This is a genomic window from Rouxiella aceris (assembly GCF_012933545.1).
In the GTDB taxonomy this organism is placed as follows: Bacteria; Pseudomonadota; Gammaproteobacteria; order Enterobacterales; family Enterobacteriaceae; genus Rouxiella; species Rouxiella aceris.
Genome location: NZ_JAADJU010000002.1, coordinates 124454 through 148961 on the forward strand (window position 1 = coordinate 124454; position 24508 = coordinate 148961).

Consider the following 24508-nt stretch of genomic DNA (forward strand, 5'->3'; position numbering starts at 1 on the left):
CAAAGCAGTTACCGTGGGAAATGAGAATGGCGTCAGGTTTAGTTGGACGAGATAAATTTAATTACTATCTGTTTATTGTCGTACTGGTTCTTTTGCTGTGTATTTTGCCTGGCGGCTTTATTCATGAAAAAACCGGCCGGGTGATCTTCTACTACTGCAGCTATTTTTCGGTTGTGGGTGTGGCGGTAAATTACCGGGAGTTTCGGAGTGTATGTCGTGCTTCGCGTTATGCCTTGCCACTGTTTGCACTGGCGGCGCTGTATGCTATCTGGTCACTTTTTGCTTACTATTCATTGCACTACCAGACCGCCGAATGGCTGCTGTTTACCCCGGCCAAGCGCTGGTTTTTAGCGGGTGTGATTGCGTTGTATGTCTGCTGGGGATGCCAAAAAGGTATGCTGCGCAGTATTACGATTAAACGCTGGGCAATGATTTCACTGGCCACGGCCTTTGTGCTCTCCAGTGCCTACGCAGTCTGGCAGGGGTTCACCTCCCAGGATCGTATTATTCTGGGCATCAACAGAGCCACCATGACCGCCTATGCTTACAGCGCATTGTCGCTGGCGCTAATGACGCTGATTGCCCGGCACAGCACTTCATCAAAAAAATACCTCGCTTTATTACTGATGGGGCTGCTGTCGGTGGCGGTGATTTTCCTGACGGAAACACGCTCGGCGATGGCGCTGCATATTTTCCTTGCCGTTTTGCTGGTGCTGGCTTCGCTGTGGCAGGATAAAAAACTGACGCCGATGTCGCTGGGGGCGCTGCTGTTACTGCTGATGGTGGTTGCCGGCGTGGGCTCACGCTGGTCGATGGTCAAGATGCGCGTCGATAGCACTTTTGATGAAGTCCACCTTTACCAGCAGGGCAATGACCGTACTTCTTTAGGTTCCCGTTTTACCATGTGGAAAATGGGCATTATGACCTTTAAAGAGGCTCCATTTGGGGAAACCGAGAATACCCGTAATGCGCGCATCAGAGCCTATTTAGACAGTCATAATCAGCAGAATTCGTGGGCGCTGGAATATATTGATGTCCATTTGCATAACGAGTTTATTCAGAACGCCTCCCTGTCGGGGATATTTGGCATATTGACGCTGTTGTTCTTTTTTGGACGGCTGATTTTCCGCAATGGCATTTCTGGCTTGCTGCTCAATCCGGTCTCGGTGGTAACGCTGTCGGCGCTGCTCTACGGTATGACCGACGTGGTATTAACCTCGGTGGAATACATTGTGCTGCTAACGAGTGTGATTTTGCTTTCCAGGCTGAGTTGTATCAGCGGCACGGATGAGAAGATCGCGGGTTAAGTAAAAAACGGACCGCCGGGCGCTGCTCGACGGTCCATGATAATCAGCCATCCACGCTAAAACGGCTGTCCAGTCGGCTAATACCCAGACCGTTCACTTTTCTGACTTTGATTTGCACCGGGATGCGCTCTTTCATGGCTTCCACGTGACTGATCACGCCAATGGTTTTACCGCTGGCATTCAGGCTGTCCAGCGCATCAAGCGCTGTATCCAGGGTATCGGCATCGAGGGTGCCAAAGCCTTCGTCGAGGAATAATGAGTCGATGCGGGTTTTATCACTGACCAGATCCGATAACGCCAGCGCCAGCGCCAGACTGACCAGAAAGCTCTCTCCACCGGATAATGTTCGCGTATCGCGTACCGCATCCGCCTGCCAGGTATCGACCACTTCCAGCTCAAGGGCATCACTGCTTTTCCTCTGCAATAGATAACGGCCATGCAGTTTGTCCATCTGTTTATTAGCCAAATGGACCAGGTGTTCCAGCGTCAATCCCTGAGCAAATCGTCGGAACTTGGCACCATCACTGGAACCCATAATCTGATTGAGATAGCTCCAGTCGTCATAGTGTTGCTGGGAACGGGTGATTTCATCAAACAGCGCCTGCTGGCCACTTTGCCGTTGCCGGTCGCTTGCCAACTGACTGCGAAGTTCCCCCTGTCGCTGCTGCAGGTGGCGCAGCTGTGCCACCCGCTCTGCCAGGCTTGCGCTTAGTGTGGCCTCGTCGGTTTGCGTTTCATCCACACCTGCCGGTTGCGACTGTTTCAACTGTAGCAGCGTCTCGCCAGCCTGACTCAACAAGGTCGCCGCCTGGGTCTGGCGCTGTTGTAACTGATCTTTCTGTTGCTGGATCTGCAGCCTGAGCGCCGGTTCCAGCAGCGCCGCCAGCATCTCTTGCTCATCACTGAATTCGCTGGCGTTCAGTCCTGCTTGCCATTGCTGTTGCGCCTGTTGCCGTTGAAGATCGTTTTGCCGCTGTGCTTGTTGCAGGTTCTCCAACTGGCCAGTGCGTTGATCCAACTGCTGTTGCAATGCCTGTAATGCCTCGCTGACCTGACTTAGTGTCCGCTCACAGGCAAGCTGTTGTTGGCGCAATTGCTCGCGTACCTCGGCAATTTGCCGATCGCCAAACAGGGTCTGCCTTGTGTTGCGAAGCTGCGATAATGCCTGTTCGCTCTGTGCCAGCAGTTGCTGTTGCTCGTTCAGGAGTTGCTGTGCCTCGCTGTAATTTTTTTGCAGCATTGCTGCACGCTCATTTAACAGCACTACCTGCTGTTGCACCTGGTGCTGTCTATCCTGTTCCAACAGTAGCGCTTCCCTTGCCTGATGAACCGCCTGCGCGATTTGCTCATGTTGCTGAACTATTCTCTGATAGCACTCTTCTTGCCGATCACAACTGGTCAGCCACTGCTGTATCGCATTGGCATCCGGCAAACCAAAGGTCAACTTCAGCGGTGCGCTGATCTGCTGCCATTGCAATAGTTGCTCTACCTGTTGCCTTTCATCTTGATCTATTACCTGTTGCAGTCGCTGTTGTTGCTCCTTGAGATCTTCGCTGCGGGTACGCAGCTCGGTACCGGAGGTTTGCAATACCTCAATTTCCTGACGCATTTTCTCCACCCGCTGCAGCGTTTTCGAGGGTTCCACCGCCAGATAGGCAGTGATCGCCGGATGGTGCGTCGAGCCACACAGCGGGCAAGGCTGGTCAGTTTGCAGGCGAGCGCGTTCGGTTTCCAGACTGATGATCAGCCGTTCTTGCTCGAGCAATTTCTCAACATCGACAAGGTGTAGTTTTTGCTGTTTGAATTGCAAGCGGATGTCTGCAAGCCGCTTTTCCGCCTCGGCAAGCTGTGCTTGTTGTCGGGTGAATTCCTGATGCTGCACCACCATCCGCTGACGTTGAAGCTGATAAAGCGATGACAAGGTTGCCATCTGTTGACGGCTGGGTCGCAGCTTGTTCAACTCCTCGAGTCTGGCGCGGGCGGCGGCTTGCGGCTGCCCGGTTTCCAGCGCAGTTTGCTGCGCGATTTGCTGATTGAGTGCCACGCTTAGCGCCGTCTGGCGTAGCTGAAAATCCTGACTTTTTTGCGCCAGTTGTTGCTGATCGCCGAGCGTTTTCGCAAGCTGTTCATTGAGTTGCTGGCATCGCTGTTGCTGCTGGCTGTAGGTCTGCTGCTGTTGGCGTTGTATGTCGAGCAGGCCGACAATCTGGTTATCCAGCGGTAAAATCTGCTCTTCTATCAGTTGTTGCTGCTGTTGCTGTTCAGCCTGCTGTTTCTGCTGCGCCAGCTTTGCCTGTTCGTACGCCTGATGTAAGCCGCCTTTTTGCGTCAGTTGTTGCTCTTGCTGCTGTGTTAACTGCAGACTCTGTTGCTGCAGCTGTTGCTGTTGTTGCTGACAACGCTGCTGCTCATTGAACAGCGGGCGAAGTTTCTCGGCAGGCTCGCTGCGCGCCAGTCGTTGCAGCTCGGGCAGCGCCTGCTGATATTGCTGCTCGACCTCCGCCTGCTGTTGCCGGTACTGCCGTTGTTGCTGTAGTGACTGTCGCCACTGTTGCAGCCAGTGCAGATGCTGTTGCAGCAGCGCCGATTGCTGGCTAAGAGACAGATCCTGCTCGCCCAGTCCGGTTAATTCATTTTCCAGCAACTGCCGCTGCTCTTCGCTGAGCAGTTCGATCCCCGCAGCTCGCTGATGCAGACCATCGAGATCAATTTTCGCCTGTTTATGCCGGTCGAATACTTCTACCGATAAACGACCATAGATTTCCGTTCCCGTCAGCTCTTCCAGCAACTCGGCCCGTTCATTGGCTTTGGCATTAAGAAAGGCGGCAAACTGCCCCTGGGAGAGCAACATGGATTTGGTAAAACGGCCAAAATCCAGCCCGGTAAGGGCGGCGATGGCGGGTAATTTATCGCGCACCTTGTCGGCGAGGATCTTGCCGTCGGCCAGCAGCGCCAGTTCCACTTTCGGTGCCTGCAAATTGCCGCTGGGTGAGTTACCTGCCCGTCGCTGGCTCCAGAAGGCGCGATAGCCGATACCTTTAACCTCAAATTCCACTTCTGCCAGGGATTCGGCGGTGTGACGGGTCATCAGCTCATTTTGGCTGGGCGAGACATCCAGGCGTGGCGTTTGGTGATAGAGCGCCAGACAGATGGCATCAAGCAGGGTCGTTTTACCGGCACCGGTCGGTCCGGTAATGGCAAACAGCCCATTGCTGGCAAAAGGCTCGGCGGTAAAATCGATTTTCCATTCACCTTCCAGTGAATTGATATTTTTTAAACGCAGACTGAGAATTTTCACAGGGCGTCATCTCCCGCTGACTGACCGCTGGCAACCTGGGCCAGTAGTTGACTAAACAGGGTCTGGACGCGTTGCTGACGCGGCGCATCCTCGCTCTCTTCCAGCGCTAACCGGCGTGCAAAGACTTCTTCAACGCTCAACTCTTGCAAAGTCTCTTTTTCCTGCTGCTGCAAACTGTGCTGACGCTGCTCTTTACTGCGCCGCAGTAACACCACCTCTACCGGCAGCGTCTCGGTGATGGCCTGGATCCGTCGCTGAATATCACTGAGGTAATCCTGAGTGGCGACCTCAATATCCAGCCATACTGTTTTTTGCTGCGGATCCTCGGCGTAGCTTTGTAGTTGACTGTCTATTTCGGCCAGCGTGCCTTTGACGATCGCCATCGGCTGAAAACGCGGAACCAGCAGCGGGGTAACCTCTGTCAGTTTATCGGCGCTAAAATCGAGCAGATAGACGCTTTTTTCATTACCGCATTCATCAAAACTCAGCGGGATCGGGGAGCCGCTATAGCGAATATGCTCGCTTTTTGCCACCTTCTGCGCGCGATGAATATGTCCTAACGCCACATAATCCACGGCGGGGAAGGCCTGCGCCGGAAAGGCATCCAGCGTGCCGATATAAATGTCCCTTACCGAGTCAGAGCTGCTGACACCGACGGTCGTCAAATGGCCGGTGGCAATAATCGGCAATGGCAAACCGAGTTCATCACGCCGCGCCTGTGCTGCCTGAAACAGAGCCTGATAGTGCGCGGCAATGGCCTGTTGCAATGCCTGCTGTTTCTCACTGCCGGATTGTCCTGCCTGGCTGGCCAACAGATCGCGCGGGCGCAAGAAGGGAATGGCGCAAAGCACCGCACCGGGTTGACCATCCCGTTGTTTTAACGTTAATAGCTGATCTGTCAGACTGTCACCGACGGTGGCAATCACTTGCGTATTCAGACAGGACAGCAGCTCACGCGACTCATTGAGCGTGGCAACGGAGTCATGATTACCGGCCAGTACAATCAGTTGGCAGCCAGTACGCTGCAAATCCACCACAAAGTGGTTATAAAGTTCGCGGGCATAGCTGGGTGGCGAGCCGGTATCAAAAATGTCCCCTGCGACAATCACCGCATCAACCTGATACAGCTCGACCTGTTCAGTCAGCCAGTGCAGAAACGCCTGATGTTCCGCTGCACGGCTTTTGGTAAAGAAATACTGACCCAGATGCCAGTCAGAGGTATGAATCAGTCGCATGAGCTTCTCTTGGTGATAAGGGTGACAGGGGGACGCGTTAGGCCAGTATAAACGGCCACCCCGGGGATTGTCGTTGAGAAATACGTTTTATGACAAGCTGTAAGCTGAATGTGACGACTTGGCTACACTTAGCGCAGATCTGGCTTTTTTTTCATAAATCTGTCACAAAAGTGACGCATAATGGCGCCCGAAATCAAAATTAAGTTCGCTAACTTATTGGCAGGCTATCAAATGGCTAGACGCATATTAGTTGTGGAAGATGAAGCACCGATCCGTGAAATGGTTTGCTTTGTCCTGGAGCAAAACGGTTATCATGCTATAGAAGCGGAAGATTTCGATTCGGCGATCAATCGGTTGATTGAACCCTACCCGGAGCTGATTTTGCTGGACTGGATGTTGCCCGGTGGATCGGGGATCCAGTTTATCAAGCATCTGAAACGCGAAGCCCTGACCCGCGATATCCCGGTGATGATGCTGACCGCGCGCGGCGAAGAAGAAGACCGGGTGCGTGGGCTGGAAGTCGGTGCCGATGACTATATTACCAAACCTTTCTCGCCAAAAGAGCTGGTGGCCAGAATCAAAGCGGTAATGCGGCGCATTTCACCAATGGCTGTCGAGGAAGTGATTGATATGCAAGGCTTAACCCTTGACCCTTCTTCACATCGCGTAATGGCCAATGAACTGGCGCTGGATATGGGACCTACCGAATTCAAGCTATTACACTTCTTTATGACCCACTCTGAGCGCGTCTACAGCAGGGAGCAGTTGCTCAATAATGTTTGGGGCACTAACGTATATGTTGAAGATCGCACAGTTGACGTTCATATACGTCGCCTGCGCAAAGCGTTGGAAACCAGCGGCCACGACCGGATGATCCAGACCGTCCGTGGAACAGGCTATCGTTTCTCAACCCGCTACTAATCAGATCTCATCTTTCAAGTAGCAGCGATATTGACAATCACCCGGTCGCTGAGCTGCGTCTGGGGAACGGTCACCTCGCTCCCTGAGAGTTGTTGAATATATCGCCACAGCGGAGAATCTGTGTGTTAGAACGCTTATCCTGGAAACGATTGGCCGGTGAACTGTTTTTATTCTGTTTACCCGGATTAATCCTCGCCATTTTTTTAGGGTATCTGCCCTGGTTTCTGCTGGCTTCCTTGCTGGCAGCACTCGGCTGGAACTACTTCAATCAACTTAAACTTTCCCATTGGCTGTGGCTTGACCGCAGCATCACCCCCCCCAGCGGTTTATGGAGCTGGGAGCCGTTGTTTTATGGCCTGAATCAGATGCAGATGCGTAACCGGCGCCGACGCCGCGAGCTGGCATTGCTGATTAAACGCTTTCGCAGCGGTGCCGAATCACTGCCGGATGCGGTGGTGTTGGCGACGGAGGAGGGCAATATTTTCTGGTGTAACGGTCTGGCACAAGAACTGCTGGGTTTTCGCTGGCCAGAGGATAATGGGCAGCATCTGTTTAACCTGCTGCGCTATCCAGAACTACGCAACTGGATCCAAAGCCGCGACTTTACGCGATCTTTAACTCTGCAACTCAACAATGAACATTGTGTTGAATTTCGCGTCATGCCTTATTCCGAGGGGCAACTGTTGATGGTCGCCCGTGATGTGACGCAGATGCGTCAGTTGGAAGGGGCGCGCAGAAACTTTTTTGCCAATGTCAGTCATGAACTGCGTACGCCATTAACCGTATTGCAGGGCTATCTTGAAATGATGGAAGAGGCCAAGCTGGAAGAGCCGTTTCGCAGCAAGGCGTTGGATACCATGCAAGAGCAGACGCGTCGCATGGACGGGCTGGTCAGGCAGTTGTTGACACTGTCACGGATAGAAGCCGCCACTAATATTGATTTGCAGGAGAAGGTAGATATTCCGGCAATGCTGACCATGCTGGAGCGGGAAGTGCAAACCCTCAGTAATGGGCGGCATGAGGTCGTTTTCAAGGTAAACGAGCAGTTGCAGGTGTTTGGTAATAATGACCAACTGCGTAGTGCGGTATCGAATCTGGTTTATAACTCGGTTAACCACACCCCGGCCGGAACGCGAGTGGAAGTGAGCTGGCAACAAACGGCGCAAGGGGCGCAGTTTCAGGTCAGTGACAACGGGCCTGGCATCGCCCCTCAGCATCTTCCACGGCTGACCGAGCGCTTTTATCGCGTAGACAAGGCGCGCTCGCGACAAACCGGCGGTAGCGGTCTGGGACTGGCCATCGTCAAACATGCCCTTAGCCATCATCACAGCCGTCTGGATATTATGAGTGAAATCGGTGTGGGAACACGTTTTATGTTTACGCTGCCCAGTCGGTTGATCGTTCCTGCGACTGTGGGTAACGAGAGTCGAAGCAAATCCTGATCCTTTGTTATTAACGGGCCGTTTGCGGCCCGTTTCTTTTCTGCGCTTTCCCTCCTGGTTTGTGTGACAACATGAAAGCCTGCACCTATAACATGAATATTTTTCATATAACGTGAAAATTACTCGTTTGTTGCCTTCGCCAAGCCATGGCAGCATAAGCTTAAAGCCATTTGGACATCCAGAAGTCTAGATGTAACATTAAGTAATTATTCACATTGTTAACTAATACCGCCTGAATATGGCGCGGTTTAGTCTTTATTGATGGCATTAACGCCGAGAGCGTTGTTGCGTTTTCCAGGAGCCAAATCATGTCCCAGTCAAATCCCGTTTATCGTGCCGAAGTGGTGGGCAGTTTTCTACGTCCAGCGGCGCTGAAATATGCGCGCCAACAATTTAAAGCCGGTGAAATCGACGCCCGGCAGTTACGTGCCGTAGAAGATGCCGAAATTCGCCTGGTGGTAGAACAGCAACGCAAGGCCGGTTTGCAAGTGGTTACTGACGGGGAGTTTCGCCGCGCCTGGTGGCACTTCGACTTTTTTGAAGGGTTGCAGGGCGTTGAGGGCTATGACGCCGAGCAGGGGATTCAGTTTAACGGTGTGCAGACCAAGGCGCGCAGCATTAAAGTGACCGACAAACTGGCTTTTGGCGACCATCCGATGCTGGAGCATTTCCGCTTTCTGCAAAGTGTCAGTGGCGATGCAGTGGCAAAAATGACCATCCCGAGTCCAAGCGTGATGCATTTTCGTTATAACCGCGATGCGGTAAAAGATGTCTACCCGGATCTTAATGACTATTTTGACGATCTCGCCCAGGTGTATCACGACGCCATCCACGCCTTTTATGCCGCCGGTTGTCGCTATCTGCAACTGGATGATACCGTCTGGGCCTACCTTTGTTCTGACGATCAGAAAAAACAGATCATTGCCCGTGGTGATTCACCAGAAGAGCTGGCCAAGACCTATGCCCGCGTACTCAATAAAGCCATTGCCGGCAAACCGGACGATCTGATCATCGGCCTGCATGTTTGTCGCGGCAACTTCCGATCTACCTGGATCTCCGAAGGCGGCTATGAGCCCGTCGCCGAGATCCTGTTTGGCAGCGTCAATGTCGATCGTTTCTTTCTGGAATATGATAACGAACGCTCCGGAGGCTTTGAGCCGCTGCGCTTTATCAAGCCAGGTCAGCAACAAGCCGTATTGGGTCTGATCACCACCAAAACCGGTGAACTGGAATTAGCCAGCGACGTAGAAAAGCGCCTGCACGAAGCTACCGAATATCTCGATATCAATCAGATTTGCCTCAGCCCGCAGTGTGGTTTTGCCTCAACCGAAGAGGGCAACAGTCTCACCGAGGCTGAGCAGTGGCAAAAGCTGAAGCTGGTAGTGGATCTGGCTGCGCGCATCTGGTAATACCCGTCATCTTTCACGCGGCAGGGGCGTTGGCTGCCTTCGCTCACCCCAGTCACTTACTGATGTAAGCTCCTGGGGGTCTGGGGGGAATAGCTCCTGGGCGATCTTCACGGACCAAATAACTGTGCATGAAATGACCCTAATGTGGTGGTTTCACGCACTTTTTATTTAATTTAAGCTTAAACTGTACCTGATCTGCTCAAAAATGATTCATATCATGTGGCGCTTTTTTGTTTAAATCTGGTGTATTTTACTGCTTATTGCCTTAAATCTGGTGTAAGGCTCTGCTTTTTTGATCCAGACTTGCCTTCATACACTATAAAAGCGTACCTTATCGCCGCTGTCATCCGTATCACCCCTGCATAACAACGTCTTTTTACTCATAGTCAGGCGTTTTCCGCTCATGCTGGATCGCTGGATAGAGCAATCTATACCTCACATATTTCAACAGCAGGGTGTTAACAGACATACTCTGCCGCTTGCAAGATGAAGGGTATAGGCCTGCCAGGGATCATCCTCAAAGCATTGAGCCGGGTGCCAGCATCAGGACACTTTTTTAATTCATTGCACAGGCATCACGACATCTATCATGAGTCATCGTTTAACAACCAAAGATATTCTGGCATTGGGCTTTATGACCTTTGCTTTATTCGTCGGCGCGGGGAATATCATTTTCCCACCGATGGTCGGATTACAGGCTGGTCACCATGTCTGGTGGGCAGCCGCTGGCTTTATGATCACTGCCGTGGGCCTGCCGGTTATCACCGTAATTGCCCTGGCTCGCGTTGGTGGCGGCATTGATGCGCTCAGTTTGCCTATCGGTCGCAAAGCCGGTTTGCTGCTGGCCACCGTCTGCTATCTGGCCGTTGGCCCGCTGTTTGCCACACCGCGCACCGCCACCGTCTCTTTTGAAGTCGGTATCGCTCCGCTGATCGGTGATAGCAATATGGCGCTGATGATTTACAGCCTGATCTACTTTGCGCTGGTGATCGCCATCTCCCTGTATCCGGGCCGTTTGCTCGATACCGTAGGGCATATCCTGGCACCGATGAAAATGGTGGCGTTGGCTATTCTCGGTATTGCCGCTGTGCTTTGGCCTGCGGGTACGCCGTTGCCGGCAACAGAAAGTTATGAAGCTCTGCCTTTCTCCAACGGTTTTGTGAATGGCTATCTGACCATGGATACGCTGGGCGCGCTGGTGTTTGGTATCGTGATTGTCAACGCCGCGCGTTCCCGTGGCGTGGCCGATGCCAAACTGCTTACTCGCTATACCGTATTGGCAGGACTGATTGCCGGTCTTGGTCTGTTACTGGTTTACCTCAGCCTGTTCAAGCTGGGTGAGAACAGCGCCTCACTGGTGCCTGATGCGCAAAATGGCGCGGTGATCCTGCATGCCTATGTGCAGCATACCTTTGGTAACCTGGGAAGCTTGTTCCTTGGCGCACTGATCTTTATCGCCTGTATGGTCACTGCCGTTGGCCTGACCTGTGCCTGTGCCGAGTTCTTCTCGCAATATCTGCCACTGTCGTATAAAACCCTGGTCTTTATTCTGGGGCTGTTCTCAATGCTGGTCTCCAATCTGGGCTTGAGCCATCTGATCCAGATCTCTATTCCGGTGCTGACCGCTATCTATCCGCCATGTATCGCGCTGGTGGTGTTGAGTTTTACGCTCCGCTGGTGGAATAGCTCGACGCGTATTGTTGCGCCGGTGATGCTGGTTAGCCTGATTTTCGGTATTATTGATGCCATCAAGGCGTCAACCTTCCAGGCGATATTGCCGGAATGGACCGCACATCTGCCGTTGGCAACGCAAGGACTGGCCTGGTTGCCACCGTCCGTGCTGATGTTGCTGCTAGTGGGGGTTTTTGACAAAATGAGCGGTGCCCGCAGCGTTACCGCCCATCAGTAACAGTAATCGGCAGTGTCGTTGCGACGATGCTGCTGATTACGTTTTAGCCAGTTCAGGCCACGGAATTGCTTCCGTGGCTTTTTTCATTGGCAGAGGATAGCGGGGCAGACTCGTTACCTGTGTTTCGACCGTGCTTAATGATTTGGAATTTTCAAATGCAACAATCTCTAGAGACACTGTCGCCGGATACTACGGCGACCAAACTTAAACGTGGATTGAGTACCCGCCATATTCGTTTTATGGCGTTGGGGTCAGCGATTGGCACCGGTCTGTTTTACGGGTCGGCAGATGCCATCAAAATGGCCGGGCCAAGCGTGCTGCTGGCGTATCTGGTCGGTGGCATCATGGCGTTTATTATTATGCGTGCGCTGGGGGAAATGTCGGTACATAACCCGCAGAGTGGCTCATTTTCGCGCTATGCCCAAGACTATCTGGGACCGCTGGCGGGTTATATCACCGGCTGGACCTACTGTTTCGAGATCCTGATTGTGGCCATTGCCGATGTTACCGCATTCGGTATCTATATGAGCGTCTGGTTCCCGGACGTCCCGCACTGGATGTGGGTACTGAGCGTGGTGCTGATTATCGGCGGCATCAATCTGATGAGTGTCAAAGTCTTTGGCGAACTGGAGTTCTGGTTCTCGTTTTTTAAAGTGCTGACCATCATCATTATGATTATTGCCGGTTTCGGCATTATCTTCTGGGGCATTGGCAACGGCGGGCAACCGACCGGGATCCACAATCTCTGGAGCCATGGCGGTTTCTTTAGTCAGGGGATAATGGGCACGGTGCTGTCGTTGCAGTTGGTGATGTTTGCCTACGGCGGCATTGAAATTATCGGTATCACCGCCGGCGAGGCAGAAGACCCGAAAAAATCCATCCCCAAAGCCATTAACTCTGTTCCCTGGCGTATTCTGGTGTTCTACGTGGGTACGCTGTTTGTCATCATGTCTATCTTCCCATGGGATCAGGTGGGCACCCAGGGCAGTCCTTTTGTGCTGACTTTCCAGCATATGGGTATCACCGTGGCGGCGGGCATTCTTAATTTTGTGGTGATCACGGCCTCACTGTCGGCGATCAACAGCGATGTCTTTGGCGTCGGTCGTATGTTGCATGGTATGGCCGAGCAGGGGCAAGCGCCGAAAATGTTCAGCAAGGTCTCCCGTCGCGGTATTCCGTGGGTTACCGTTCTGGTGATGATGGCGGCACTGCTGGTGGCGGTTTATCTTAACTACATTATGCCGGAAAATGTGTTCCTGGTGATTGCCTCACTGGCCACCTTTGCCACTGTCTGGGTGTGGATTATGATCCTTTTTGCTCAGATCGGTTTTCGTCGTCAACTAAGCCGTCAACAGGTTTCCGAGCTGGCGTTCCCGCTACGCGGTGGCATGTTTACCTCGATTTTTGCCATTATCTTCCTGTTCTTTATCATCGGGCTGATTGGTTACTTCCCGGATACCCGCGTGTCGCTGTATGCCGGTGGCATCTGGGTCGTGGTGCTGCTGCTGGGATACTGGTTCAAGTGTTCTCGCGATAAAAAACGCGGCTAACCGGTTAAAAGGGGTAAGCAAGTGCTTACCCAAGAGTTTGATGACAAAGTCGTCTTGATGATCGAGATACCCGGGCATAGCACACCTAGGGGCGCTCCGGCGGGCAAGCCCGCTACGACCCCAACGGTGCACTCTCCCTAATAACGGACTTTGTCAGCAGTCTGAGGGGTAAGCAAGTGCTTACCCCTTTTTATTTAATAACCTATTGCTGCACCGGCCGGGCGACGCACGTCGTTGGCACCATACAGATAGCCTTCACGCACTTTCCCCGATACCGCCGAGTCATTACCCGAGCTTTGTGGCGTTACGCCTGCTGCGCCCGGTAAACCCACCATAATCAGTTCTGCTGCCCCCCAGGGTGTCTGCTCGACCATTTTATAGCCCATTTTTTGCAGCAGATTCAGGCTGTCGGCCGAGACACCACGCTGCTCGTAATAGACTTCGTCGGGCAACCACTGATGGTGAATGCGCGGGGCATTGACGGCTTCCTGTGGTGGCATACCGTAATCAATGACATTAAGGGCAGTTTCCAGCGTAATGGTGATAATACGCGAGCCACCGGGTGAGCCAAGAACCATAAAGGTTTTGCCGTCTTTGGTGATTAAACTCGGGCTCATCGACGATAGTGGGCGCTTACCGGGGGCGATGGCATTTTTGCTGCCCTGCACCAGACCATAGAGATTTTTCTCGCCCACTTTACTGGTAAAGTCATCCATCTCATCATTAAGGAAGAAGCCGGTGCCCGGCGCAATCTCTATAGCACCAAATAAGCCGTTGATGGTGTAGGTGGTAGAAACGGCATTACCCTGCTTATCGACAATCGAGTAATGCGTGGTTTCCGGTTTCTCATGAGGTTCCATCCCCGGTTGCACCTCGGCAGACGGCGTAGCTTTATCTGCTGCTATCTTTTTACGGATCTCGTCGGCATAGCTTTTACTCAACAGACGATCGATCGGGTTGTTCACAAAGGCCGGGTCCCCGAGGAAAGTATTGCGATCCATATAGGCGTGGCGCATGGCTTCGCTCAAGGTGTGAATCGATGCCGCCGAGTTAAAGCCCATCGCTTTCAGATCATAGCCTTCGAGGATATTTAGCGTTTCGCATAGCGTTACACCACCGGAACTTGGCGGTGGCGCGGAAACAAATTTGTAGCCGCGATAGCTGCAGGTGATGGGCGCGGTTTCGGTAACTTTATAATTGGCAAAATCGGCGGCGGTGAGAATACCCGCACCTTTTTTGGCGGCGGCTTCAACGGCGGCAGGGATTTTGCCTTTATAAAAGGCGTCCGGCCCGCGCTTGGCAATGGCTTCCAGGGTGTTGGCCAGATCCTGTTGCACCAATTTGTCGCCCGGTTGTAGCGCAGTGCCATCTTTACGCAGGAAGATTTTCGCTACTTCCGGCTTTTCTTTAAATTTCGCGGTCTTGGTATCGAGGATATCGGTATCCGCACGGGTGAGGATAAATCCCTGGCGCGCCAGTTTGATGGCTGGAGCCATCACCTGTTGCCGCGTCAGTTTGCCGTATTGACGTTGAGCTGTATCCAGTCCCAGTACCGTGCCGGGAACGCCCGCTGCCAGATAGCCATACAGGCTGGCGCCTTTTTTAACATTACCCTGTTCATCAAGGTACATATTGGCACTGGCGGCGGCAGGAGCCATTTCGCGAAAGTTGATAAAAGTATCTTTGCCATCGGCCAGGTGGATGGTCATAAAGCCCCCGCCACCAATATTGCCACAGCAGGGATTGACCACTGCTTCGGCATAGCCGACAGCGACTGCGGCATCAATCGCGTTGCCGCCCATTTTTAGAATATCCACGCCCACCTGGGACGCCAGATATTGTGAAGTGACCACCATGCCGTTTTTGGCTTCTACCGCGGGATTAGAGGCAGCATGCAAGGTGCCGCTGACCAATAATGCCAACACGGTTAACGGTTTTTTCCATTGGTTGAAAAACATAAAAACTCCTGTGTACACCCTGTCAGTGTGATTTCCTGAACCTGTAGGTTGTTATGTGATAATGCTTTTTAGGCGATATCGCCGGACGCTGCTTTTCGAGGCAACGTCCGCACAGTGCAATGCAAAGGGCAGGCCAATCTTGTTAAACCTGGTTGCCACCGACATAGCTTGCGCAATACGCGTAGATGTTATTTAACATTTTAATTACAAATGCAAGGGGATTTGCGGAGATGTACAACCACGGGGGGGGCTGAGGAGAGAGAAAAAAAAACGGCCAGCATAAGCTGACCGTTGATACCCGCCGACTTGCCTGCGGGGGAACTGTAATCAATTACAGGCTTGACGCATTCTCGCTCAGGTAAGAAGCCACGCCGTTTGGTGAAGCATCCATCCCTTTTTTGCCTTTTTCCCACTGAGCCGGGCACACTTCGCCGTGCTCTTCGTGGAATTGCAGCGCGTCAACCATACGCAGCATTTCGTCGATGTTACGACCCAGTGGCAGATCGTTGACTACCTGGTGGCGAACGATACCTTTATCATCGATCAGGAAAGAACCGCGCAGGGCAACGCCAGCGTCCGGATGTTCGATACCGTAGGCTTTCTGGATTTCACGTTTGATATCAGCAACCATGGCGTATTTTACCTGGCCAATACCGCCTTTCTCAACTGGGGTGTTGCGCCATGCGTTATGCACAAACTCAGAGTCGAAAGAAACACCTACAACTTCTACGCCACGTTTCTGGAACTCTTCATAGCGGTGATCGAAAGCGATCAGCTCTGAAGGGCAGACGAAAGTGAAGTCCATTGGCCAGAAGAAGATAACGGTGGCTTTGCCCGCTGTATGTTTTTTGAAGTTGAAGTTTTCAACAACTTCGCCGCTGCCCAATACTGCTGCTGCGGTAAAATCAGGGGCCGGACGAGTAACCAGTACCATAATAACTCCTATTGGATCCCTTGCTATCTGTCACTACGGCGGTGTTTGCGCTGCCATAGCGTCAATGACGTCAGGATGTGGGTAAGTGAATAGGGATAATGAAATCGTTTCTCAGTATAAGGGCAACGACAGAGTGAATAAACCCCATCGCACCAATCGATCAGATAGCATTGAGCTATCAGTGTGATGGCGATCGCAGATAGCTTATCGCTATATTTTCTGCGCTTGCGCCTGCTGCATCATCGACGGATAAAACTGCCAGAATAGCTGCTCCAGCGCCGGATAATTGCTTTCAATATCATCAAATGAACCAGCCAGCGCTGCCAGGCGCGGGCGGCGATTGGCCATGCCCTGCAACACCTGTTTAATAAACGCCAGATCGGCATAACGTTCCATCCAGCGCTGTGACCAAAGATAGTCATTTAAATGGCGGAATCTTTCCGGCGTGGTCGCCAGATGCGGTTCAATGGACAGACGACACTGGTCGATAAAGGTCGGTAGCGCGGTGTCCTGACAGAGTCGGTCCCAGTGCAGCGAAAGAAAATGATCCCATACCACGTCGAGGGTGATGGGGGCCACGCGACGGTATGGCGGGCTAAAGTAGCCGCGGGCGATTTTGACTTCCGGCAGCGCGTCGGTCATTACGTCCACGCGGCGATGCATGCGAATGCCCCGCGAAATCGCCAGCGGGTAGACCTCGTCCGGGTTGCCGCGAACGAAATCCGCCATCAGGTTTCCCAGCAGCGAACTGTCGGCCAGTTGGGCCAGATGGAGATGGGCAAGAAAATTCATAAAGTCAGTATAACCTCTTTGGCTGACAAGGTGCAGTGGCGCATATTTTGCCGCAGGTTATACGCCTGCCGCCGCAATTGACCGTGCTGCAGCGGAAAATTAAGCAGATATCCTGCCTGACGCAGGTTTTAGTCACCATTTATTCAGGGGGAAAGCTTGCAGCTGGCCCTTGCTAGCTCTAGACTAAGCCGCCTGTTTTATACCTGTCCTGCTTCTGGTGACTGCTGTGCTGGCCAGATTCGTTTACCCCGCCGACTTGGGTCATGCAAGCGCCCGGGCGTTGACGAGTCCGTTGCTGCCGCAAACCTGAACCCGGCGGGTTAAATCGTCTTTTGGTTATCAAGTGGAAGTGTACAGCTATGCGCGTTGCCGATTTTTCGTTCGAACTCCCTGAGTCCCTGATTGCCCGCTATCCGCAAACCCAGCGCAGTGGTTGTCGTTTATTGTCTCTGGATGGGCCGACCGGCGAATTGACGCACGGTATTTTCACTGACGTTCTCGATAAGCTTAATCCCGGCGACCTGCTGGTATTTAATAATACCCGCGTGATCCCGGCGCGGGTTTTTGGCCGCAAAGTCAGCGGTGGCAAAATTGAAGTGCTGGTGGAGCGGGTATTAGATCCCCACCGCGTGCTGGCGCACGTTCGCGCCTCCAAATCCCCCAAGCCCGGCGCCGAGTTGCTGCTTGGCGATGCGGAAGATGTCCGCGCTACCATGGTGGCGCGTCATGATACCCTGTTTGAACTGCAGTTTGATGATGAGCGCGATGTGTTTACGCTGCTCGATAAAATCGGCCATATGCCGCTGCCGCCTTATATTGACCGCCCGGACGAAGAAGCCGACCGCGAATTGTATCAAACGGTCTATAGCGAACGTTTGGGTGCGGTCGCAGCACCTACCGCCGGTCTGCACTTCGACCGCCCGCTGATGGATGCCCTGCAGGCCAAAGGCGTGGAGTTGGCTTTTGTCACGCTGCACGTCGGTGCCGGTACCTTCCAGCCGGTACGCGTCGATACCATTGAAGAACACATTATGCACGCCGAGTATGCCGAAGTGCCGCAGAGCGTGGTGGATGCCGTGATTGCCTGCAAGGCGCGCGGTAACCGCGTGGTGGCCGTCGGCACGACTTCCGTCCGTTCGCTGGAAAGTGCCGCCCAGGCTTGCGAAAACGGCCTGATCGCCCCGTTCTTTGGCGATACCCGCATCTTTATCTATCCCGGCTATGAATATCAGGTGATTGATGTGCTGATCACCAACTTCCACCTGCCAGAATCCACCCTGATTATGCTGGTTTCGGCGTTTGCCGGTTATAAAAATACCCTCAACGCCTATCATCAGGCGGTTGCCGAGGCCTATCGTTTCTTTAGTTATGGTGATGCCATGTTCATCAACCGTAATCCGCTGGCGCCGCGTGAAGTGGTTGGCCAGTGATTAACGGCCTGGATGCCGATTGGGCATGCGGGCTTTATTTTCCCGGTTGTACGACCGTGGAGTCACCCCAGCATTTTCAAGGATGACGGGGATACGTTATCAGACTGTTTCTCTGATACTGGAGGCAATATGAAGTATGAATTATCCACCACCGATGGCCGCGCACGTCGCGGGCGTCTGGTGTTTGACCGTGGCGTCGTTGAGACGCCTGCCTTTATGCCCGTCGGTACTTACGGCACAGTAAAAGGTATGACCCCGGAAGAAGTTAAAGAGACCGGCGCGCAAATCCTGCTGGGCAATACGTTCCACCTGTGGCTGCGTCCCGGGCAGGAAATCATGAAGTTGCATGGCGATCTGCATGACTTTATGAACTGGCATGGCCCTATTCTTACCGATTCCGGCGGTTTCCAGGTGTTTAGCCTGGGCGCGATGCGCAAGATTAAAGAAGAAGGCGTACATTTCCGTAATCCGATCAACGGTGACCCTGTATTCCTCAGCCCAGAGAAATCCATGGAGATCCAAAACGACCTGGGTTCGGACATCGTCATGATTTTTGATGAATGTACCCCATACCCGGCCGACTGGGATTACGCCAAGCGCTCGATGGAAATGTCGCTGCGCTGGGCGAAACGCAGCCGCGACCGTTTTGACGAATTGAAAAATAACAATGCGTTATTCGGTATTATCCAGGGCAGCGTTTACGAAGATTTACGAGATGTATCATTAAAAGGGCTGGTAGATATCGGCTTTGATGGTTACGCTGTGGGCGGTTTGGCAGTCGGTGAGCCAAAGGAAGATATGCATCGTATCCTTGAGCATGTCTGTCCGCAGATCCCGGAAGATAAACCACGTTACCTGATGGGCGTTGGCAAACCTGAAGACCTGGTCGAAGGGGTTCGTCGCGGTATTGATATGTTTGACTGCGTTATGCCAACGCGTAATGCCCGTAATGGTCATCTTTTTGTGACCGACGGTGTGGTGAAAATCCGCAATGCCAGGCATAAAGATGACACCGCGACCCTCGATGAGCACTGTGATTGCTACACATGTCGCAATTACAGCCGCGCCTACTTGCATCATCTCGACCGTTGCAACGAAATACTGGGCGCGCGACTAAATACGATCCACAATCTGCGTTATTATCAGCGCTTGATGGCCGGTTTACGCCAGGCTATCGAAGAGGGTAAATTAGAGCAGTTTGTGACAGATTTTTACGAGCGACAAGGCAAGGCAGTTCCGCCTTTAAACTTCTGATTTCTTTGCCATGATGGCCTCGCTTTTTAGAGTGGGGCGATTTAAGTTTCGGATTTCAAAGAATTTTTATTATTTAATCACAACGTGTTTTATAACAACAATGAGGGAATTTAAATGAGTCTTTTCATTTCTGATGCCGTCGCAGCTACTGGCGCACCGTCACAGGGAAGTCCTTACTCTCTGGTTATCATGCTGGTAGTATTTGGTCTGATTTTCTATTTCATGATCCTGCGTCCGCAGCAAAAACGTTCCAAAGAGCACAAAAAACTGATGGACTCCATCGGTAAAGGTGATGAAGTCATGACTACCGGTGGTTTGATCGGTCGCGTAAGCAAAGTAGCTGAAACTGGTTACGTTGTAATTGCGCTTAACGACACCACGGAAGTGATGATCAAGCGTGACTTCGTGGCTGCCGTTCTGCCGAAAGGTACGATGAAGGCGCTTTAATTTTTCGATTTTCCCGAAGGGAACTGCCGTGTTAAACCGTTATCCTTTGTGGAAGTATCTGATGCTGATTTTTGTCATCATCATCGGTCTGCTTTATGCGCTTCCCAACCTGTATGGTGAGGATCCGGCTGTTCAAATTACTGGCGCTCGAGGTTCGGACGCCAGTGTTGCAACGCTGGACCAAGTCAGAGATGTACTGATTAAAGACCAAATCGATAGCAAGTCTATTGCGCTGGAAAACGGCTCGATTCTTGCCCGATTTAAAGACACTGATGTGCAATTGCGCGCGCGTGATGCGCTTTCCACTGCACTGGGTGACAAATTCGTCATTGCGCTGAACCTGGCACCGGCAACGCCGACCTGGTTGAGCATGCTGGGCGCCGAGCCGATGAAGCTGGGCCTCGACCTGCGTGGTGGTGTGCACTTCCTGATGGAAGTCGACATGGATACTGCGCTGGGCAAGCTGCAAGAGCAGACGATGGACAACATGCGTAGCGATCTGCGTGACCAGAGCATTCCTTATGCTACGGTTCGCAAGACTGACAACTACGGTGTTGAACTGACTTTCCGTGATGCCGCAACCCGCGATAAAGCCACCAGCTACCTGTCTCCTCGCCACCGTGATTTGGTCTTGAGCAACAGCGGCGACAATGCTGTACGCATTGTAATGACCAACGATCGCCTGAGCGAAGCCAAAGAGTACGCGGTACAGCAGAACATCAATATTCTGCGTAACCGTGTCAACCAACTGGGCGTTGCCGAACCGCTGGTTCAGCGTCAAGGCGCTGACCGTATTGTGGTTGAACTGCCAGGTATTCAGGACACGGCGCGCGCCAAAGAGATTTTGGGTGCTACCGCTACGCTGGAATTCCGTCTGGTTAACACTAACGTGGATGCCACCGCGGCAGCCAGCGGACGTGTACCGGGTGACAGCGAAATTAAAAACATGCAGGAAGGACAGCCAGTTGTGCTGTACAAGCGCGTGATTTTAACCGGTGACCATATTACCGATTCCACCTCAAGTCAGGATGAATATAACCAACCTCAGGTTAATATTTCTCTCGATAGCGCGGGCGGCAATATCATGTCCAACTTCACCAAGGACAATATCGGTAAGCCGATGGCGACCCTGTTTGTGGAGTATAAGGACAGCGGTAAAAAAGATGCCAATGGTCGTTCTATCCTGGCCAAGCAAGAAGAAGTGATCAACGTCGCGACCATTCAGTCTCGTCTTGGTAACAGCTTCCGTATCACCGGGGTCAACGATCCTAACCAGGCTCGTCAGCTGTCTTTGCTGCTGCGTGCCGGTGCGTTGATTGCGCCAATTCAGATTGTTGAAGAACGTACTATCGGTCCAACCATGGGTGCGCAAAACATCACTCAGGGTCTTGAGGCCTGTTTGTGGGGCTTATTGGCTTCCATTCTGTTTATGGTGGTGTTCTACCGCAAGTTTGGTGTGATTGCGACCACGGCGCTGGTCGTCAACCTGGTACTGATTGTCGGCATCATGTCTCTGCTGCCGGGTGCGACACTGACCATGCCGGGTATTGCCGGGATCGTCTTGACGCTGGCGGTGGCGGTTGATGCCAACGTACTGATCAATGAGCGTATCAAGGAAGAAATGCGTAACGGGCGTTCCGTGCAGCAGGCGATCCATGAAGGTTACAGCGGTGCGTTCTCCAGTATTATCGATGCCAACGTGACCACGCTGATTACGGCAATTATTCTGTATGCGGTCGGTACGGGATCGATTAAGGGCTTTGCTATCACCACCGCTATCGGTGTGGCGACCTCAATGTTTACGTCGATCGTCGGTACTCGTGCCATCGTCAACATGCTTTATGGCGGCAAACGCATTAAAAAGCTGTCTATCTAAGGAGTACGTTGTGGCACAGCAAGATTATACTGTTGAACAACTGAACTACGGTCGTAAGGTCTATGACTTTATGCGCTGGGACTACGTGGCCTTTTGTATTTCCGGCCTGTTGTTACTTGCATCCATCACCATGATGGGCGTTCGCGGCTTTAACTGGGGTCTCGATTTTACCGGTGGTACGGTAATTGAAATTACCCTGGCGCAGCCTGCCAACCTCGATAACATGCGTGGAACGTTGGAAAAAGCCGGATTCAAGGATCCGGTGGTGCAGAACTTTGGTAGCAGCCGCGACGTTGTTGTCCGTTTGCCACCGGCTTCAGACTCTGCCGGTCAGGAACTTGGCAACAAGGTTATTGCCCTGATTAATGCCGATGTAGATAAAAGTGCAAGCGTTAAGCGTATTGAGTTTGTCGGACCCAGCGTCGGCAGCGATTTGGCACAGGCCGGGGGCATGGCGCTGTTAATCGCGCTGATCTGTATCCTGATTTACGTCGGTTTCCGTTTTGAATGGCGTCTGGCACTGGGGGCGGTTATCGCCCTGGCGCATGACGTGCTGATCACAATGGGCGTGCTGTCGCTGTTCCGCATTGAGATTGACCTGACTATCGTCGCTTCGTTGATGTCGGTTATCGGTTACTCGCTGAATGACAGTATCGTGGTATCGGACCGTATTCGTGAAAACTTCCGCAAGATCCGTCGCGGTAACTCTTACGAAATCATGAACGTCTCCCTGACGCAAACGCTGAGTCGTACCATTATGACCTCGGCAACGACGCTGATGGTGGTACTGATGCTGTATATCTTTGGCGGTGCCTTGCTGGCAGGGTTCTCGCTGACGATGTTGATCGGTGTATCGATCGGTACGGTTTCATCCATCTATGTCGCTTCTGCCCTGGCACTTAAACTGGGTATGAAACGCGAACATATGCTGCAGCAAAAAGTCGAGAAAGAAGGGGCCGACCAGCCCTCAATTCTGCCTTAAGCTGTTGCCGGACGCTGACAGCGTCTGTAGGTAAAAGGCCCCGCAGGTAACTGCGGGGCCTCAGACTGCTGACAAAGTCCGTTATTAGGGAGAGTGCACCGTTGGGGTCGTAGCGGGCTTGCCCGCCGGAGCGCCCCTAGGTGTGCTATGCCCGGGTATCTCGCTCATCAAGACGACTTTGTCATCAAACTCAGGCCTCGCAGGCAACTGCGGGGCCTTTTTATATTGTCGGAAGGCATGGCGCAGTGCAGGCAATTTCAGGGCGGGTTTTTGTGAGGAAAACCTGAGTAATGACTGAAATAGCGCGCTTATTACCACAACGTCTAATGAAAAGCCGGGGGAGCAGAGATTAAATAATATGACGTTTAATCAAGGTAAAAGGAGCATTACCCCATGGCTATTCCGGCTTATATGTGGCTAAAAGACGACGGTGGAGCAGAGATCAGAGGTCTGGTCGATGTTGAGGGGCGAGAAGGCAGTATTGAAGTACTCAGCTTTATGCATGGGCTGGCAATCCCCACTGATGACCACACCGGAAAACTCACCGGCACCCGGCAACATAGTGCCATGGAGATCGAGAAAGAGTTCGATTCCTCCAGTCCTTATCTCTACAAAGCGGTGTCATCCGGGCAGACGTTAAAATCGGCTGAAGTAAAATGGTACCGAATTAACGATGCCGGGCAGGAGGAGGAGTATTTTAATATGTTGCTTGAAGGCGTCAAAATTGTTTCCATTAATCCGATTATGCATAACGTAAAAACCAATGAGAAGATGAATCATCTGGAATCGGTGACCCTGCGTTATGAAAAAATTACCTGGAAATACTGTGACGGTAATATCCAGCACAGCGACTCATGGAAAGAGCGCGCATAAAACTGAATGGCGCCGCGTGCGCCATTATTATTACAAAGGAGTGATAGTATGTCCTGGGTTTACGAAGTCAATAAAAAAGCCTTTTACCTCAATGGCGAATTTAAGTTTTATGCCATGTATGCCGGTGCGCCAGATTATAAAGATGATAGCAAATTTGAATGCCTGTTAAATAAAGGCCCTTTACCCCGTGGCAAATATACTATCAGTGGTAAACAGCAGCGCCATCGAACCGCGGGTGTTTATGTATTAGTCCTGGCACCCTATTCGACAAACAAGATGTGTGGTCGTGCCGGTTTTCTGATCCATGGAGATAATGGTAAAGGCACCGCCTCTGAAGGCTGTATTGTCGCCGATCGAGCTTATCGGGAATTTATATGGGAAAGTAAAGATCGGGAGCTGATAGTCAAATGAAATCGATTCTGCTCGCGGCGGCTTTAGTGGCATCACCTTGTTGTCTGGCCGAGAATATTTATCTTGGCTGCTATGCCCTGGATGAAGATATCGTGGGTGATATGATCGGCAATATGGTAAATGACTTTAAAATCCCCAGGGAAAGTATTGTGTTGGGTAAAACCAAGGTGGAACTACTCTATGCAACGCCGCTGAGCGATAAGTTGGCGCTGTACCTGGCCGAAAGGGAAAACCACCTTGATCACGGCGACAGCAGCAAAGATAAAAAACCAACCGCCGAGGATGCCAAGTTTTACCAGGTCGATAATACTAAAAATGTTATCGTAAAATTAACCTATGAAAATATCGAAGGTAAACATAATACTTTTATCGTTTCAACGCTGATCAGTGACACAGGCTGTGCGGGCGGATTAAATAGTTACCTGATTGTAGAAAAAGAATTTTAGTTATTTAATTACTACAATTATTCACTCTTGTCGA

19 protein-coding genes are annotated in these 24508 nt (G+C 52.1%); 14 read left to right on the forward strand and 5 right to left on the reverse strand.

Annotated features, from left to right (window positions below):
• The first annotated feature begins 26 nt into the window (after window positions 1-26).
• Window positions 27-1307 carry an O-antigen ligase family protein gene (locus GW590_RS04210; RefSeq protein WP_169401774.1) on the forward strand — a complete coding sequence of 427 codons (1281 nt, stop codon included), beginning with the start codon at window positions 27-29 and terminating at the stop codon, window positions 1305-1307.
• Between the two features lie 43 nt (window positions 1308-1350).
• Here the strand turns inward: GW590_RS04210 and sbcC are convergent, their stop codons facing one another.
• Together sbcC and sbcD are read right to left on the reverse strand one after the other, a co-directional pair.
• Entirely contained in the window at window positions 1351-4605 is a 3255-nt protein-coding gene (sbcC, locus tag GW590_RS04215) for an exonuclease subunit SbcC (protein WP_169401775.1), read from the reverse strand.
• On the reverse strand, window positions 4602-5840 hold the full coding sequence (gene sbcD, locus GW590_RS04220; protein WP_169401776.1) for an exonuclease subunit SbcD: 1239 nt from the start codon (window positions 5838-5840) through the stop codon (window positions 4602-4604). Before sbcD ends, sbcC begins: the two co-directional genes overlap by 4 nt.
• Window positions 5841-6071: 231 nt before the next feature.
• On the opposite strand from sbcD, the gene phoB reads away from it, so the two are divergent.
• The 5 genes from phoB to proY all read left to right on the forward strand — a co-directional run bounded on the left by phoB (window position 6072) and on the right by proY (window position 13071).
• Window positions 6072-6761 carry a phosphate response regulator transcription factor PhoB gene (phoB, locus tag GW590_RS04225; RefSeq protein ID WP_169401777.1) on the forward strand — a complete coding sequence of 230 codons (690 nt, stop codon included), beginning with the start codon at window positions 6072-6074 and terminating at the stop codon, window positions 6759-6761.
• 122 nt (window positions 6762-6883) lie between these two features.
• On the forward strand, window positions 6884-8203 hold the full coding sequence (phoR, locus tag GW590_RS04230; RefSeq protein WP_169401778.1) for a phosphate regulon sensor histidine kinase PhoR: 1320 nt from the start codon (window positions 6884-6886) through the stop codon (window positions 8201-8203).
• A gap of 308 nt (window positions 8204-8511) precedes the next feature.
• Window positions 8512-9612, forward strand: coding sequence for a cobalamin-independent methionine synthase II family protein (locus tag GW590_RS04235; RefSeq protein ID WP_169401779.1), 1101 nt, complete (start codon window positions 8512-8514; stop codon window positions 9610-9612).
• A gap of 589 nt (window positions 9613-10201) precedes the next feature.
• Entirely contained in the window at window positions 10202-11521 is a 1320-nt protein-coding gene (brnQ, locus tag GW590_RS04240) for a branched-chain amino acid transport system II carrier protein (RefSeq protein ID WP_169401780.1), read from the forward strand.
• A 155-nt stretch (window positions 11522-11676) separates the two neighbouring features.
• Window positions 11677-13071: a proline-specific permease ProY gene (gene proY, locus GW590_RS04245; protein ID WP_169401781.1), complete on the forward strand. Its 1395-nt coding sequence runs from the start codon at window positions 11677-11679 to the stop codon at window positions 13069-13071.
• 194 nt (window positions 13072-13265) lie between these two features.
• Here the strand turns inward: proY and ggt are convergent, their stop codons facing one another.
• The 3 genes from ggt to GW590_RS04260 all read right to left on the reverse strand — a co-directional run bounded on the left by ggt (window position 13266) and on the right by GW590_RS04260 (window position 16755).
• Window positions 13266-15029 carry a gamma-glutamyltransferase gene (ggt, locus tag GW590_RS04250; RefSeq protein WP_169401782.1) on the reverse strand — a complete coding sequence of 588 codons (1764 nt, stop codon included), beginning with the start codon at window positions 15027-15029 and terminating at the stop codon, window positions 13266-13268.
• A 331-nt stretch (window positions 15030-15360) separates the two neighbouring features.
• Window positions 15361-15963 (reverse strand): peroxiredoxin C, encoded by a 603-nt coding sequence (locus GW590_RS04255; RefSeq protein ID WP_169401783.1) that lies wholly within the window; start codon window positions 15961-15963, stop codon window positions 15361-15363.
• A gap of 210 nt (window positions 15964-16173) precedes the next feature.
• Window positions 16174-16755 (reverse strand): acyl carrier protein phosphodiesterase, encoded by a 582-nt coding sequence (locus GW590_RS04260; protein ID WP_169401784.1) that lies wholly within the window; start codon window positions 16753-16755, stop codon window positions 16174-16176.
• A 359-nt stretch (window positions 16756-17114) separates the two neighbouring features.
• On the opposite strand from GW590_RS04260, the gene queA reads away from it, so the two are divergent.
• The 8 genes from queA to GW590_RS04300 all read left to right on the forward strand — a co-directional run bounded on the left by queA (window position 17115) and on the right by GW590_RS04300 (window position 24474).
• Window positions 17115-18185 (forward strand): tRNA preQ1(34) S-adenosylmethionine ribosyltransferase-isomerase QueA, encoded by a 1071-nt coding sequence (gene queA / locus GW590_RS04265; protein ID WP_169401785.1) that lies wholly within the window; start codon window positions 17115-17117, stop codon window positions 18183-18185.
• Between the two features lie 129 nt (window positions 18186-18314).
• Complete coding sequence (tgt, locus tag GW590_RS04270; RefSeq protein WP_169401786.1) at window positions 18315-19439, forward strand: tRNA guanosine(34) transglycosylase Tgt; 1125 nt, start codon at window positions 18315-18317, stop codon at window positions 19437-19439.
• A gap of 114 nt (window positions 19440-19553) precedes the next feature.
• Window positions 19554-19886: a preprotein translocase subunit YajC gene (gene yajC / locus GW590_RS04275; protein ID WP_017489833.1), complete on the forward strand. Its 333-nt coding sequence runs from the start codon at window positions 19554-19556 to the stop codon at window positions 19884-19886.
• Window positions 19887-19914: 28 nt separating this feature from the next.
• Window positions 19915-21762, forward strand: coding sequence for a protein translocase subunit SecD (gene secD, locus GW590_RS04280; RefSeq protein WP_169401787.1), 1848 nt, complete (start codon window positions 19915-19917; stop codon window positions 21760-21762).
• Window positions 21728-22744, forward strand: coding sequence for a protein translocase subunit SecF (secF, locus tag GW590_RS04285; RefSeq protein WP_169401788.1), 1017 nt, complete (start codon window positions 21728-21730; stop codon window positions 22742-22744). The genes secD and secF overlap by 35 nt, the downstream gene beginning before the upstream one ends.
• Window positions 22745-23137: 393 nt before the next feature.
• Window positions 23138-23617: an Hcp family type VI secretion system effector gene (locus tag GW590_RS04290; protein ID WP_169401789.1), complete on the forward strand. Its 480-nt coding sequence runs from the start codon at window positions 23138-23140 to the stop codon at window positions 23615-23617.
• A gap of 6 nt (window positions 23618-23623) precedes the next feature.
• Entirely contained in the window at window positions 23624-24028 is a 405-nt protein-coding gene (locus GW590_RS04295) for a tlde1 domain-containing protein (protein ID WP_235955855.1), read from the forward strand.
• On the forward strand, window positions 24025-24474 hold the full coding sequence (locus GW590_RS04300; protein ID WP_169401790.1) for a hypothetical protein: 450 nt from the start codon (window positions 24025-24027) through the stop codon (window positions 24472-24474). The genes GW590_RS04295 and GW590_RS04300 overlap by 4 nt, the downstream gene beginning before the upstream one ends.
• Window positions 24475-24508: the final 34 nt, after the last annotated feature.

Bases quoted from the DNA above. Each gene is read 5' to 3' on its own strand.
- ggt (WP_169401782.1), bottom strand. From the start codon at position 15,029: ATGTTTTTCAACCAATGGAAAAAACCGTTAACCGTGTTGGCATTATTG.
- proY (WP_169401781.1), top strand. From the start codon at position 11,677: ATGCAACAATCTCTAGAGACACTGTCGCCGGATACTACGGCGACCAAA.
- GW590_RS04300 (WP_169401790.1), top strand. From the start codon at position 24,025: ATGAAATCGATTCTGCTCGCGGCGGCTTTAGTGGCATCACCTTGTTGT.
- GW590_RS04255 (WP_169401783.1), bottom strand. From the start codon at position 15,963: ATGGTACTGGTTACTCGTCCGGCCCCTGATTTTACCGCAGCAGCAGTA.
- GW590_RS04235 (WP_169401779.1), top strand. From the start codon at position 8,512: ATGTCCCAGTCAAATCCCGTTTATCGTGCCGAAGTGGTGGGCAGTTTT.
- phoB (WP_169401777.1), top strand. From the start codon at position 6,072: ATGGCTAGACGCATATTAGTTGTGGAAGATGAAGCACCGATCCGTGAA.
- GW590_RS04295 (WP_235955855.1), top strand. From the start codon at position 23,624: ATGGCGCCGCGTGCGCCATTATTATTACAAAGGAGTGATAGTATGTCC.
- GW590_RS04290 (WP_169401789.1), top strand. From the start codon at position 23,138: ATGGCTATTCCGGCTTATATGTGGCTAAAAGACGACGGTGGAGCAGAG.
- tgt (WP_169401786.1), top strand. From the start codon at position 18,315: ATGAAGTATGAATTATCCACCACCGATGGCCGCGCACGTCGCGGGCGT.
- secF (WP_169401788.1), top strand. From the start codon at position 21,728: ATGGCGGCAAACGCATTAAAAAGCTGTCTATCTAAGGAGTACGTTGTG.
- GW590_RS04210 (WP_169401774.1), top strand. From the start codon at position 27: ATGGCGTCAGGTTTAGTTGGACGAGATAAATTTAATTACTATCTGTTT.
- queA (WP_169401785.1), top strand. From the start codon at position 17,115: ATGCGCGTTGCCGATTTTTCGTTCGAACTCCCTGAGTCCCTGATTGCC.
- GW590_RS04260 (WP_169401784.1), bottom strand. From the start codon at position 16,755: ATGAATTTTCTTGCCCATCTCCATCTGGCCCAACTGGCCGACAGTTCG.
- brnQ (WP_169401780.1), top strand. From the start codon at position 10,202: ATGAGTCATCGTTTAACAACCAAAGATATTCTGGCATTGGGCTTTATG.
- yajC (WP_017489833.1), top strand. From the start codon at position 19,554: ATGAGTCTTTTCATTTCTGATGCCGTCGCAGCTACTGGCGCACCGTCA.
- sbcD (WP_169401776.1), bottom strand. From the start codon at position 5,840: ATGCGACTGATTCATACCTCTGACTGGCATCTGGGTCAGTATTTCTTT.